14 protein-coding genes and 1 tRNA gene are annotated in these 12,958 nt (G+C 70.3%); 11 read left to right on the top strand and 4 right to left on the bottom strand.

The window, feature by feature from the left end; translation table 11 throughout:
* Positions 1–5: 5 nt before the first annotated feature.
* A complete protein-coding gene (locus MFF64_RS11970; RefSeq protein WP_099905776.1) occupies positions 6–245 on the bottom strand; it encodes a hypothetical protein in 240 nt (79 codons plus the stop codon).
* A gap of 746 nt (positions 246–991) precedes the next feature.
* Here MFF64_RS11970 and MFF64_RS11975 point away from each other — a divergent pair.
* From MFF64_RS11975 to MFF64_RS12025, 11 genes are all read left to right on the top strand, one after another.
* On the top strand, positions 992–1,660 hold the full coding sequence (locus MFF64_RS11975; RefSeq protein WP_099905774.1) for a metallophosphoesterase family protein: 669 nt from the start codon (positions 992–994) through the stop codon (positions 1,658–1,660).
* 279 nt (positions 1,661–1,939) lie between these two features.
* A tRNA-Thr gene (locus MFF64_RS11980) sits at positions 1,940–2,014 on the top strand.
* Between the two features lie 50 nt (positions 2,015–2,064).
* A complete protein-coding gene (locus tag MFF64_RS11985) occupies positions 2,065–3,141 on the top strand; it encodes a hypothetical protein (RefSeq protein WP_099904226.1) in 1,077 nt (358 codons plus the stop codon).
* Positions 3,142–3,150: 9 nt separating this feature from the next.
* Entirely contained in the window at positions 3,151–4,152 is a 1,002-nt protein-coding gene (locus MFF64_RS11990; protein ID WP_099904228.1) for an asparaginase, read from the top strand.
* Between the two features lie 222 nt (positions 4,153–4,374).
* Positions 4,375–4,875, top strand: a complete 501-nt coding sequence (gene tsaA / locus MFF64_RS11995; protein ID WP_099904230.1) for a tRNA (N6-threonylcarbamoyladenosine(37)-N6)-methyltransferase TrmO — start codon at positions 4,375–4,377, stop codon at positions 4,873–4,875.
* A 110-nt stretch (positions 4,876–4,985) separates the two neighbouring features.
* Positions 4,986–5,837, top strand: a complete 852-nt coding sequence (locus MFF64_RS12000) for a quinoprotein relay system zinc metallohydrolase 2 (RefSeq protein ID WP_099904232.1) — start codon at positions 4,986–4,988, stop codon at positions 5,835–5,837.
* Between the two features lie 426 nt (positions 5,838–6,263).
* Positions 6,264–8,066: a lanthanide-dependent methanol dehydrogenase XoxF5 gene (gene xoxF5, locus MFF64_RS12005; RefSeq protein ID WP_238190891.1), complete on the top strand. Its 1,803-nt coding sequence runs from the start codon at positions 6,264–6,266 to the stop codon at positions 8,064–8,066.
* Between the two features lie 191 nt (positions 8,067–8,257).
* Entirely contained in the window at positions 8,258–8,845 is a 588-nt protein-coding gene (locus MFF64_RS12010; protein WP_207768074.1) for a c-type cytochrome, methanol metabolism-related, read from the top strand.
* Positions 8,845–9,714 carry a rare earth element methanol dehydrogenase accessory protein XoxJ gene (xoxJ, locus tag MFF64_RS12015; protein WP_238190893.1) on the top strand — a complete coding sequence of 290 codons (870 nt, stop codon included), beginning with the start codon at positions 8,845–8,847 and terminating at the stop codon, positions 9,712–9,714. Before MFF64_RS12010 ends, xoxJ begins: the two co-directional genes overlap by 1 nt.
* Positions 9,711–10,244, top strand: coding sequence for a PQQ-dependent catabolism-associated CXXCW motif protein (locus MFF64_RS12020; protein WP_099907903.1), 534 nt, complete (start codon positions 9,711–9,713; stop codon positions 10,242–10,244). Before xoxJ ends, MFF64_RS12020 begins: the two co-directional genes overlap by 4 nt.
* A 54-nt stretch (positions 10,245–10,298) precedes the next feature.
* Positions 10,299–11,012: an SDR family oxidoreductase gene (locus tag MFF64_RS12025; protein WP_099907901.1), complete on the top strand. Its 714-nt coding sequence runs from the start codon at positions 10,299–10,301 to the stop codon at positions 11,010–11,012.
* A gap of 199 nt (positions 11,013–11,211) precedes the next feature.
* On the opposite strand, the gene folK is transcribed toward MFF64_RS12025, so the two are convergent.
* The 3 genes from folK to folP are packed head-to-tail and all read right to left on the bottom strand — an operon-like array spanning position 11,212 to position 12,845.
* Positions 11,212–11,697 carry a 2-amino-4-hydroxy-6-hydroxymethyldihydropteridine diphosphokinase gene (gene folK / locus MFF64_RS12030; protein WP_099907899.1) on the bottom strand — a complete coding sequence of 162 codons (486 nt, stop codon included), beginning with the start codon at positions 11,695–11,697 and terminating at the stop codon, positions 11,212–11,214.
* On the bottom strand, positions 11,690–12,055 hold the full coding sequence (folB, locus tag MFF64_RS12035; protein WP_238190895.1) for a dihydroneopterin aldolase: 366 nt from the start codon (positions 12,053–12,055) through the stop codon (positions 11,690–11,692). The genes folK and folB overlap by 8 nt, the downstream gene beginning before the upstream one ends.
* A gap of 4 nt (positions 12,056–12,059) precedes the next feature.
* Positions 12,060–12,845 carry a dihydropteroate synthase gene (folP, locus tag MFF64_RS12040; RefSeq protein WP_238190974.1) on the bottom strand — a complete coding sequence of 262 codons (786 nt, stop codon included), beginning with the start codon at positions 12,843–12,845 and terminating at the stop codon, positions 12,060–12,062.
* Between the last annotated feature and the right edge of the window lie 113 nt (positions 12,846–12,958).

Genomic DNA, 12,958 nt, shown 5'->3' on the forward strand with positions numbered 1-12,958 from the left:
TTCCTCTACTGCGCCTCCGCCTCGGAGCGCAGAGCGGCGGTGCGGCGGCGCTCGCAGGCGACCTTGAGATAGGTCTCATGCCCGCGCACGAAGCCGCTCTGCGCCGCCAGGGTCTCGCCCTGCATCAGGCAGGTGATCGGCGTCGGTGCTGGTGCGACCGCCACGTCGAGTGCCGTCTCGCGGGAGCAATCCGGCGCCGCCAGGGAGCTGGCGCAGACCAGGGCAACGGTGAGATAATCCGCCATACCACCTCCATCGGCCGCTCGCGCTGCGGATCGGGCGGAGGTCCGGGCCGGACGGATGCTCGCGCCGCACCGAACGGGCACAGCGATTCGCGTGCCAGCATTGGACCAAGGTCGAACGTCGCGACGCTTTGTTGCAGTGCGGCAACGACGAGCATGCGGCTGCGGCGACCCTGCGCACGGCCTCATGTCCCGCCACGAAGGTCGCCGCCGGAGCCCGGTCCGGGACGTTCCGGCCCGAGAGCATGAGCGCCACGAACCCCGAGATCGCCCGTGCCAGGCCTCGGCGATCACCTGGGCCGTGACGGTGCGGCTCGTCATGGACCAGGCCGACAAGCCGTACGCGATCCTGCGGGACACGGCGCCGTGCAGCCGCCCCGCCTGGCGCCGGCCATGGCGACATCGTCGGGCTTAAGCAAAATTGCATGGCGCAACTTTGCTTAGACTTCGGTTTTTGCATCATCTTCATTGCCGAACGGGTGATCACATCGGTGAATGATGCTTAGATCGCCCAGCCAAGTTTCCATGACGGCGCGTTGGCGTGACAATCCGGTGAAGCGAGGATGTCGTGCAGTGCGTGAGCGACGGCCGACGGTCTAGCTGTCTTCCCCAACGTCGCAGGCCCGCCTGCGCGTTCCGTCCCGATCTCTCGTCCCGCCGTCCCGGATTGCCGCTGCGGCATCGACAGCGGCGGCCATCCGCGGCTTGGATCGTGTTCCCGGCCCACCGCCTCGCAGAGCCATCCGTGCATGGACCAGTTGACCTATGCCATTGGAGACGTCCACGGCTGCGCGGGCGCACTCGAGAACCTGCTCGACCAGATCGACGCCCACGGCGCGGGCCGGCGCCGGCAACTGGTCTTCCTCGGCGACTATATCGACAAGGGTCCTGAGAGCGCCCGCGCCGTAGCCGTCATCCGGCAGGTGCAGGAACGGGACCCCGACGCCGTCGTGTGCCTGATGGGCAACCGGGAAGCGGCCCTGCTGCAGGCCGTGCACGACCCTCGTCGGGCCGCGGCCTGGCTCGCGACCGGCGGCGACCGGACCCTGTCCTCCTACGGTGTCGCGCGGGTCGCGGATCTCCCGGCCGATGCGCTGGCCTGGATCGCCGGGCTGAAGACCGTGCACGAGGACGCGTTGCGCTACTACGTCCATGCCGGCTTCCGACCGGGCCGCCGCGGCATCGATCCGAGCGTGATGGCCCGCCTGTGGATCCGCGAGCCGTTCCTGTCCGTCGATTTCGATTTCGGCAAGCACGTCGTTCACGGGCACACGCCGTGCTATGCGGGCCTCCCCGACCGCCACCCGTACCGCACCAACCTCGACACCGCCCCGGTGCGGACCGGCCGGCTGACCGCCGCGGTCTTCACCCGGACCGATCCCGGCCCGGTCGCCTTCCTGCAATCGCGGCCTGGCTGACGGGCCAGGCTCGGCGCCCGGAGCCGTCGACCTCCCTATCCCGTGCTCCGCGCGCCAGGGCCGGACCTGGCGCAACCCGCCGGCCATCGACGAGACTGCCATGATCCTGCCCCGGCATATACTGACCTGGCATGTGCAGGCCCTCATGGGCGAGCCAGCCCGCCGCCGGCAGACCGCGCCGGGCCGAGTTTTGTGCCTTGACGAGACGCGCACAAACGCTGTTTATGTCGCCCCTGGCGACTGTGATTTGCCTGTGACGGCAATCGCTTGAGCCACTTGGCCGGTGTAGCACAGCGGTAGTGCAGCGGTTTTGTAAACCGAAGGTCGGGGGTTCGATCCCCTCCGCCGGCACCAGTCTCACCCCGGACCGGCTCCCCGGACGGCCCGGCCTTCGCCGAGGTCCGATGGCGTCCCTGCTCCGCTCCATCCTTCCGGTCCTGCTCACCCTGCTCGCCGCCCGGGCCGAGGCGGCCGATGAGGCGGGCCCGCACCGCCGGCCGGTGGCGGCCGTGGCCGATCGGAGCCTGGAGGTGGCGCCGGGCGCCCGCCTGCGGCTCTTCGCCTCCGCCGACCTGGACGCACCCCACCCGGAGGTGACCCGGGCGGTGATCGTGCTGCACGGCCGCCTGCGCGACGCGGAGGTCTACTACGCCTCGGCCCTGGCCGCCCGCGAGGCGGCGGGCGCGGGGGGCGCGGGGGCGCTGCTGGTGGTGCCGCAATTCCTCAGCCAGATCGATTGGGCCGGCCACGCCCTGCCGGCGGACGTGCTGCACTGGACGCTCGAGGGCTGGCAGGGTGGGGACGACGCGCTCGGGCCAGAGCCGTTGAGCTCCTTCGACGCACTCGACGCGATCCTGGCTCGGCTCGGCGACCGGGCCCGCTTTCCGAACCTGTCGCGCCTCGTCGTCGCGGGGCATTCCGGCGGCGGCCAGGTGGCGCAGCGCTACGCCGTCCTGTCGCGGGCCGGCGACGCCCTGGCGCAACGCGGCGTGCGCGTGAGCTACGTCGTCGCCAATCCGAGCAGCTACGCCTATTTCACGCCCGAGCGGCCCGGCCCGACCGCGGATTGCCCCGGCTACGAAAGCTGGAAATACGGGATGCAGGACCTGCCGCGCTATGCCGGGGGCGCCGCGCCGGCGGCCCTGGAGGCGGCCTATGTGGCGCGGCCGGTGATCTACCTGCTCGGCGCCCGGGACACCGACCCGCACCATCCCGCCCTCGACAGGAGCTGCATGGCCGAGGCGCAGGGACCCTTCCGCCTCGCCCGCGGCGAGGCCTACTGGGCGGCCCTGCGGGCGCGCCACCCCGACCTGCACCAGCCCCTGCACGTGGTGCCGGGCGTCGGCCACGATGGCGGCCGGATGCTCGGCTCGGCCTGCGGCCTCGCCGCCCTGTTCGACGCGCCGGGCTGCGACGACGACGGCCCGGTTCGTGCGGATGGCCCGGTTCATGCCAAAGACGGGCGTGCGAGTACGAGGTAATCCAGCAGCATGACAGCACTCCCCAAGGTCGCGTTCATCGGCACCGGCGGCACCCTCTCGTCGGTGGGCCGCGACCGTCTCGACATCCTCGACTACACCGCCACCGGCGAGCGCCTGGAGGCGGAGGAGATCCTGGCGCGGGTGCCGGAGGCCGCGACCGTCGCGGCCCTGGTGCCGGTGCGCTACCGGGCGGTGACGAGCCCGGGGATCGGCTTCTCCGACTGGCGCGCCCTGGTCCTGCTCTGCGAGCGGCTGGTAGCGGAGCACCCGGACCTCGCCGGCATCGTCATCGGGCACGGCACCGCCACCCTGGAGGAGACCGCCTACGCCCTCAGCCTCACGCTCACCGTCGCGGTGCCGGTGGTGCTGGTCGGCTCGCAGCGGCCGATCAGCGCCCTGTCGAGCGATGCCGACCTCAACCTCGTCGCCGCCCTGCGGACGGCCGCGGCGCCGGACTCCCGCGGGCGGGGCGTGCTGGTGGTGCTCAACGACGAGATCCAGGCCGCCCGCGAGGTGACCAAGACCTCGGTGGCCCGGCTCCAGACCTTCCGGACGCCGGATTTCGGCGTGCTCGGCCAGGTCGACGGACCGCATGTGCGCTACTACCGCAGGTCCGAGCGCCGCCACGCCCCCGGCACGCCGTTCGACATCCGGTCCCTCGACGCCCTGCCACGGGTCGACATCTCCTATGCCTACGCCGATGCCGACGGCACGGCGGTGCGGGCCTTCGCGGCGGCGGGCGCGCGGGGCATCGTCTCGGCGGGGCTCGCCCCCGGCATGACCCCGCCCGCGGAGGCCGAAGCCTTGGGGGAAGCGGTGGCCGCCGGCATCGCCGTGGTGCAATCGACCCGCGCCGGCAGCGGCGTCGTGCCGGACACGAGGCGGCTCGCCGAACTCGGCATCCTGAGCGCCGACAACCTGACGCCGCAGAAGGCCCGTATCCTGCTGGCCCTGGCCCTCACGGTGACCCGCGACCCCGCGATGCTGCGAGAGATCTTCGCAACCTATTGAGGCGTGCCGGACCAGCGGCTCGATCCGCCGGGCGATTGCCAGGCGAGCGGGCGCTGCTCTAGGGTCTCACCGCTAGGCCCGACGACTGCCCCCGCGGGTCGGGCCGGCGGCAGGTCGGGCCGGCGCAGTCTGAACACCTCCGTCAGCGCCCGACCTGCACGACGGGGGCGAGAGGCCCCTGCGTGAAGGGGGGAGCGAAGCCCCCGGGGGAGACGACGCCCGATGGTTCGACTGAACGAGATCCGGGCCGGCGAAGTCGCGGTGGAGCCGCCCGCGCCCGACGATGCCGGCCTCGTCTTCATCGGCCGCATCCGCACGCCCTGGACCGACCGCCTCGGCTGTCCGCGCCAGGGCCGGGCCGACGGACCGGCGTGCCGGATCGAGGTGTTCCCCCCCTGGCGCGAGGCCCTCGACGGCGTCGCGCTCTACGAGCGCCTGGAGGTGCTGTATTGGCTCGATCGCTCGCGGCGCGACCTCGTGCGCCAGAGCCCGGCCAATGACGGCGCCACGCGGGGCACCTTCTCCCTGCGCTCGCCGGTGCGGCCGAACCCGATCGGCACCAGCATCGTCCATCTGATTCGGGTCGAGGACGGCGTCGTGCACGTGCGCGGCCTCGATTGCCTCGACGGCACGCCGCTCCTCGACATCAAGCCCGACCGCACCCTGTTCACGCCCTTGGCGCCGCTCCAGGCGGGGGACGCGGAGACCGGCGACGCGTGGTGAGGACCGCCGCCGCTGTCCTTCTCGCCCTCGCACTCCTCTGGGCACCGGCTCGGGCCGGGCAAGATCCCACAGGGAACGATCCGATAGGGAACGATTCGATCCGGGCCGTGATGCCCCTGCCGATGCACGAGGTCGCACCCGGCGTCTTCGTCTACGCTGCGCCCTACGCCCTCGCCGGACGGGACAATGACGGGGCCATCGCCAATGTCGGCTTCGTGATCGGGCGCGACGCGGTGGCGGTGATCGATACCGGCGGCAGCCTGCGGGCGGGGCAGCGCCTGCGCGCCGCCCTGCGGCAGCGCACCGCCCTGCCGGTGCGCTACGTGATCAACACACACGTCCATCCCGACCACGTGCTCGGCAACGCCGCCTTCGCGGACGAGGGCACGACCTTCGTCGGCCACCGCACCCTGCCGGACTCCCTGGCGGCGCGGGCGCGAGACTACCTGCGGGCCAATGCCGATCTCGTCGGGCCCGACTTCGCCGGCACCCGGATCGTGCCGCCGACCCTGCTGGTCTCAACGCGCCTCGATCTCGACCTCGGCGGCCGGGCGCTGCACCTCGAAGCGTGGCCGACCGCCCATACCAACAGCGACCTGACGGTGTGGGACGAGGGCACCGCCACCTGGTTCCTCGGCGACCTGCTGTTCGTCGGCCACGTGCCGGCCCTCGACGGGCGGCTCACCGGCTGGATCGCGACCCTGCGCTCACTGCGGGCGCGGCCTGCCGCCCGTGTGGTCCCGGGCCACGGCCCCGCCGCCGTCCCGTGGCCCGCCGCCGCCGGGCCGATCGACCGCTACCTCGCGAGGCTCGAGGCACAGGTGCGGACGATGGTGCGGGACGGCACGCCGATCGGCGAGGCGGGCCGGGCCGCCCGGGACGAGGCGGAGGAGTGGGCCCTGTTCGACGATTTCAACGCCCGCAACGCCACCGCCGCCTACCAGGAACTGGAATGGGAATAATCGACGACTTGTGGTCACGCTCGCGCGGCGAAGGGACCTCGTTCGTCGTCCAACAAATCCGTACACGACCCGTTGATGTTGCATGGCACAATCGATGCTGCAGGGCAGCATTCAGGGCGATGTATACCTTAGTTATGGATTTGCGAGCCTGTCAGGGGCGCCCTGCCGCAGGCAGGTATGTTGACGGCGTCCCAATTTCTCTTAGAGTTCCTTCAAGCTTCGGTTTCAACGGTGCCGCCAGGGGAAGGCGGTGTTCGGTTCGCAGACACGGCAAAGCCCGCTCGGGCACTCCTCACGCCAGCCCCGCTGGCGGCCGGTTGTGACACGCTGCCGAAGCCAACGACATCCCCAAAACGCAAACAACAGGAACGGCTTGATGCGTCCCGTTTCGGGGCGCGCAGCGGAATGCACCTGTCGGAGGAATCCATGAGAGCGGTCCATCTCCTTGCGGTGAGCGCGGGCATCCTCGGTGCCGTCCCGGCGCTGGCGAACGAAGACGTGCTGAAGCGTTCGGCCAACCCGGCCGAGCAGGTCCTCCAGACGCTCGATTACGCCAACACGCGCTATTCCAAGCTCGACCAGATCAACACCGGCAACGTCAACAAGCTTCAGGTGGCCTGGACCTTCTCGACCGGCGTGCTGCGCGGCCACGAAGGCTCGCCGCTGGTCGTCGGCGACGTGATGTACGTGCACACGCCGTTCCCGAACATCGTCTACGCGCTCGACCTCAACCAGGACGGCAAGATCCTCTGGAAGTACGAGCCGAAGCAGGATCCCAACGTCATCCCGGTGATGTGCTGCGACACGGTGAACCGTGGCCTGGCCTATGCCGACGGCGCGATCTTCCTGCACCAGGCCGACACCACCATCGTCTCGCTCGACGCCAAGACCGGCAAGGTGAACTGGTCGGTGCAGAACGGCGATCCGAAGATCGGCGAGACCAACACCGCCACCGTGATGCCGGTGAAGGACAAACTGATCGTCGGCATCGCCGGTGCCGAGTACGGCATCCGCGGCCACATCACCGCCTACGACCTCAAGACCGGCAAGCAGGCCTGGCGCGCCTACAACCTCGGCCCGGACGCCGAGATGAAGATCGACCCGGAAAAGACCACCGAGCTCGGCAAGCCGGTCGGCAAGGATTCGTCGCTCAAGAGCTGGGAAGGCGACCAGTGGAAGACCGGCGGCGCCTCGACCTGGGGCTGGTACTCCTACGATCCGAAGCTGAACCTGGTCTATTACGGCACCGGCAACCCCTCGACCTGGAACCCGAAGCAGCGTCCGGGCGACAACAAGTGGTCGATGACGATCTTCGCCCGTGACGCCGATACCGGCGTGGCGAAGTGGGTCTACCAGATGACCCCCCACGACGAGTGGGATTATGACGGCATCAACGAGATGATCCTCACGGATCAGAAGATCGGAGACAAGGAGCGCCCGCTCCTGACCCACTTCGACCGTAACGGCTTCGGCTACACGCTCGACCGAGCCACCGGGGAGCTGCTCGTAGCCGAGAAGTACGATCCGGCGGTGAACTGGGCCACCAAGGTCGACCAGGACAAGTCCTCGAAGACTTATGGCCGACCGCTCGTCGTCGCCAAGTACTCGACCGACCAGAACGGCGAGGACACCAACTCGAAGGGCATCTGCCCGGCGGCGCTCGGCTCCAAGGACCAGCAGCCGGCCGCCTACTCGCCCAAGACCAACCTGTTCTACGTGCCGACCAACCACGTCTGCATGGATTACGAGCCGTTCCGGGTGAGCTACACCCCGGGCCAGCCCTATGTCGGTGCCACCCTGTCGATGTACCCGGCGCCCAACAGCCACGGTGGCATGGGCAACTTCATTGCCTGGGACAACGTTGCCGGCAAGATCAAGTGGTCGGTGCCGGAGCAGTTCTCGGTGTGGTCGGGTGCTCTCGCCACCGCTGGCGACGTGGTGTTCTACGGCACGCTGGAGGGTTACCTGAAGGCGGTCGACGCCAAGTCGGGCAAGGAACTCTACAAGTTCAAGACCCCGTCGGGCATCATCGGCAACGTGATGACCTACCAGCACAAGGGCAAGCAGCAGATCGCCGTCCTGTCGGGCGTCGGCGGCTGGGCGGGCATCGGCCTCGCGGCCGGCCTCACCGACCCGAATGCCGGCCTCGGCGCGGTCGGCGGCTACGCCGCCCTGTCGAGCTACACCAACCTCGGCGGCCAGCTGACCGTCTTCACCCTGCCGAACTGACCGGCCGACCAGCCGGTGGGGAAGCGGGCTGAGACCAAAGCATCTCAGACCTAAGTCCGGGCCGGCGCGGGTTTCCGCGCCGGCTCTGGCATGATTAGATGACGTTGACGATGGTGCCGCTGCGGCCTGTGTGGCAGGCGCCCAAAGTTGTCAGGGAGAAACGTCCTTTGCGTGACCTCAGCAAAGCTGTCATGCGGCCGTTCGCGGCCGGCCTCGCCCTAGCAGCCATCGGGATGGTTGCCGTACATGCTGAGGATGCCAAAAAGCCGGATCCGGCCCTCGCCAACCAGCTCAACCCCAACGACAAGACCGCCGAGCCCGACGAGAAGCTGCTCGCCAAAGACGCCGCCGTGAAGGTGGAGGACGGCAAGTATTTCGACGCTGCGGGCGCCCCGACCTTCCACGTGACCGACAACGGCAAGAAGGTCGACTGGTACAGCTATTCGGGCTACCGCCGCTACCACGCCGAGTGCCACGTCTGCCACGGTCCGGACGGCATGGGTTCCACTTACGCCCCGGCGCTCAAGGACTCGCTGAAGTATCTTTCCTACGAGGAATTCGTCGGCATCGTCGTGGGCGGCAAGCAGGACGTGAACTCATCGACCCAGAAGGTCATGCCGGCCTTCGGCGACAACAAGAACGTCACCTGCTACATGGACGACCTCTACGTCTACCTGAAGGCGCGGGCCGCCGGCGCGATGGGCCGGGTGCGGCCGGGCGAGAAGGAGGACAAGCCGGAGGCGGCGCGCAAGCAGGAGAAGGAGTGCCTGGGCGGCTGATGGCGCGGGTCCCTCTCACGGCAACTCTCCTGACGGCCGGCCTCGTGCTGGCCGTTCCCGCGCGGGCGCAATCCCTGCCCGACCTCGTCACGCCCGACGTGCTGCGGGTTTGCGCCGATCCCGGCAACATGCCCGCCTCCGAGCGCCAAGGCGACGGGTTCGAGAACCGCATCGCGGCGATCATCGCCGACGAGCTGAAGGTGAAGCTGCGCTACTACTGGCTCACGCAGGGGCCGGGCTTCGTGCGCAACACCCTCGGCACGGGCCTGTGCGACGTCATCATCGGCTCGGCCTTCGGCAGCGAGCTGGTGCAGCACACCAACCCCTATTACCGCTCGGCCTACGTCCTGGTGTCGCGCCACGGCACCTTCGACGGCCTGACCGGGCTCGACGATCCACGCCTGAAGGGCAAGGCGATCGGCGTGATCGTCGGCACGCCCCCGGTCGATCGGATGGGGGTGGTCGGCCTCGTCCCGACGATGAAGCCCTATCCGCCCTACCAGTTCGACCCCGCCCGCAAGCATCAGACCGTCTCGGCCGAGATCGTCGCCGACGTGGCCTCGGGCAAGCTCGACGCCGCGGTGCTGTGGGGGCCCGCCGCCGGCTGGCTCGCCAAGGAGGCCGGCAAGGAGGGCGGCAAGGAGACCGGTAGCCTCGACGTGGTGCCGCTGCTGCGCGAGCCCGACCGGCCTCCGCTCGCCTACCGCATCGCCATGGGGGTGCGGCACGGCGAGAACGAGTGGAAGCGGATCCTCAACACGGCGCTCCGCAAGCGCCGCGCCGAGATCGAGGCGGTGTTGCGCGACTACGCGGTGCCGCTCCTCGACGAGGAGGAGAACCGGCTGATGCCGGCGGATCCGAAGCCGTGAGGCGGGCCGTCGCGGCGGTGTTCCTGGTGCTGGCGGCGACCGCCACCCGGGCCGCCCCGCCCGAGCCCGAGGCGTACCGTCAGGAGGATTATCGCAGCCCGACGCCCGCCACCTTGCGCGGCGCCGTGACGGTCAACACGCCGGAGGCCGAGCGGTTGTGGCGGGCGGGCGCCGCCTTCGTCGACGTGCTGCCCCGCCCGCCCCGGCCCACCGCCCTCCCACCCGGCACGATCTGGCGCGATGCGCCGCATGACAGCATCCCGCACGCTCACTGGCTGCCCAATACCGGCTTCGGGGCCCTGGCACCGCAGACCGAAGCGTATTTCCGGCACGGCCTCGCGGCGGCGACGGAGGGCCAACTCGAAAGACCCATGGTGCTGTTCTGCCAGCGGAACTGCTGGATGTCGTGGAACGCCGCCAAGCGCGCCGTCGCCCTCGGCTACCGGAGCGTCCACTGGTACCCGGACGGCACCGACGGCTGGGCAGAGGCCGGCCTCCCCCTCGAGCGGGTGAGCCCGACGGCGCCGTGACGTCCGCGGCCTCCTCGTGGCATGCAGGCGGACGGGAGAATCGGGAGAAGCATCATGAGCCACGAGCGCGTCGCCATCGTCACCGCGGGCGGCAGCGGCATGGGGGCTGCGGCTGCCCGCAAGCTGGCGGCGGACGGGTTCAAGGTCGCGATCCTGTCCTCGTCGGGCAAGGGCGAGGCCCTGGCCGAGTCCCTCGGCGGGGTCGGGGTGACGGGCTCGAACCTGTCGACCGACGACCTCGCCCGCGTCGTCGATCGCACGATGGAGCGGTGGGGGCGGGTCGACGTGCTCGTCAACAGCGCCGGCCACGGCCCGAAGGGCCCGCTCCTCGACCTCACCGACGAGGACTGGACCCGCGGGATGGAGGTCTATTTCCTCAACGTGGTGCGGTCGACCCGCCTCGTCACGCCGATCATGCAGCGCCAGGGCGGCGGCGCGATCATCAACATCTCGACCTTCGCGGCCTTCGAGCCCGAGCAGGCCTTCCCGACCTCCGGGGTGTTCCGCTCAGGGCTCGCCGCCTTCACCAAGCTCTTCTCCGACCGCTACGCCGCCGACAACATCCGGATGAACAACATCCTGCCGGGCTTCGTCGACAGCCTGCCCGAGAAGCCCGGCATCCGCGACCGCATCCCGCTCGGCCGCTACGGCCGCTACGGCCGCGAGGACGAGATCGCTGCCACGGTGGCCTTCCTGGCCTCGGAGGGGGCAGGGTACATCACCGGGCAGAACCTGCGGGTGGATGGCGGGATCACGCGGTCGGTGTAGGGCGGACACTCGTCATCGCACGCCCCTTTTCCGGACGACGGCAGCGTCAGCGGAAGGAGATTCGGAAACCAGCCATCGAAATGCGCGAAGCGACCGTCCGTCTGCAGCGGTGCAGCATGCAGAACCGCTTCGCGGCACTTCTCGCGCTGAATCCCGGATCGCCTTCCACGTCGTCACAGTCGTTCGGGACAGGGATGCGCTAACCTGGAACCTCTTCCGGCTCGATCCCGCTTCGATCCAGACGACTTAGCGCCTCCTCCACCGTCTCCCCGCCGATCGCCAGATCCGGCGCGATCTCGGCCAGCGGCACCAGCACGAAGGCGCGCTCGCGCAGGAAGCGGTGGGGCAGCACCAGGCGCTCGTCGGCGACCGTGGCGCCGGCATAGTGCAGCACATCGATGTCGATCACTCGCGGGCCCCAGCGGCGCTCGCGCACCCGGCCGAGGCGGGTCTCCGCGGCGAGGCAGGCCTCCAGCAGGGCGTGGGGCGAGAGCACGGTCTCGATGCCGAGGGCGGCGTTGAGGAACCAGTCTTGGTCGGTGTCGCCCCAGGGCGGGGTGCGGTAGTTGCGCGAGCGGGCCGTCACGGCGAGGCCGGGCGTGGCGGCCAGGGCCGCGACCGCGGCGTCGAGCATCGCGGCCTTGTCGCCGAGATTGCTGCCGAGCCCCAGATATGCCTCAGCCACGGCGCGTCCTCGTGATCTCGACCGCGACACCGTCGAGCACCAGCGGCACCGGCGCGCCCGGCTTGTCGATCCGCACGGTGAGGCCGGCGAGCGCCGGGAAGGCGTCCAGCGCCTCCTGGGCGATGGTCTCGGCCAGGGCCTCGATCAGCCGGAAGCGGCGCTCGGTGGCGATGCGGTGGGCGAGGTCCGCGAGCTCGGCGTAGCTCACCGTGGCGGCGATGTCGTCGCGGCGGCCGGCCTCCCGCAGGTCGAGACGGGCCTCGAGCGAGAGGTAGAAGCGCTGGCCCAGCACCTCCTCCTCCGGCAGCACGCCGTGGCGGGCGAACACCGCGAGACGGTGGATCAGGATGCGGTCCAAAGCGTCAGGCTCCGGTGCGGGACTCGGGCCGCGTGATCGCGTCGACCACCTGGCAGGCCTCGACATGGGGGCGCACGTCGTGGACCCGCACGATGTCGGCCCCGAGGGAGGCCGCCGCGACGTGGGCGGCGATGGAGCCGAACAGCCTTTCCGACGGCGCCGTCGCGGCGTTGTGGATGCGCCCGAGCACCGACTTGCGCGACACGCCGACGAGGAGCGGAAAGCCGAGGGCCTTCAGCTCCGGCAGGCGCCGCAGGGCCTCCAGGTGCTGCTCCCAGCTCTTGCCGAAGCCGATCCCGGGATCGAGCACGATGTCACGGTCGGGGATGCCGGCCCGGCGGGCGATGGTCAGCGAGCGCTCGAAGAAGGCCCGCATCTCGTCCATGATGTCGAGGCTGGGGTCGATGCTCTCGCGGTTGTGCATCACCACCACCGGCGCGCCGTGATGGGCCGCGACCTGCGCGATCTCCGGCTCCCGCTGCAGGCCCCAGACGTCGTTGACGAGGCGCGCGCCCGCTCTCAGCGCCACCTCGGCGGTCGAAGCCTTGTAGGTGTCGATCGAGATCGGGACGGGGAGCGTGGGGCTGAGCGCCCGGATCGCCGGCAGCACCCGCGCCTGCTCCTCCTCGGCCGGCACCGGCACGTGCCCGGGACGGGTCGATTCGCCGCCGATGTCGAGGAGGGCCGCGCCGTCCTGCACCAGGCGCGTGGCCTGGTCTCGTGCCGCGTCGAGATCCTGGAAGCGGCCGCCATCCGAGAACGAGTCGGGGGTGACGTTCAGGATGCCCATCACCAGGGTGCGGCGGCCGAGATCCGGCAGCAGGGCGGCGAGTGCAGACACGGGCGACGATCCTCGAGGCGACCGCCCCGGGATAGGCCGGCGGGCGCCCGCGCGCAACGGCA

It is taken from the genome of Methylobacterium frigidaeris (assembly GCF_022179185.1).
Taxonomy (GTDB): Bacteria; Pseudomonadota; Alphaproteobacteria; order Rhizobiales; family Beijerinckiaceae; genus Methylobacterium; species Methylobacterium frigidaeris.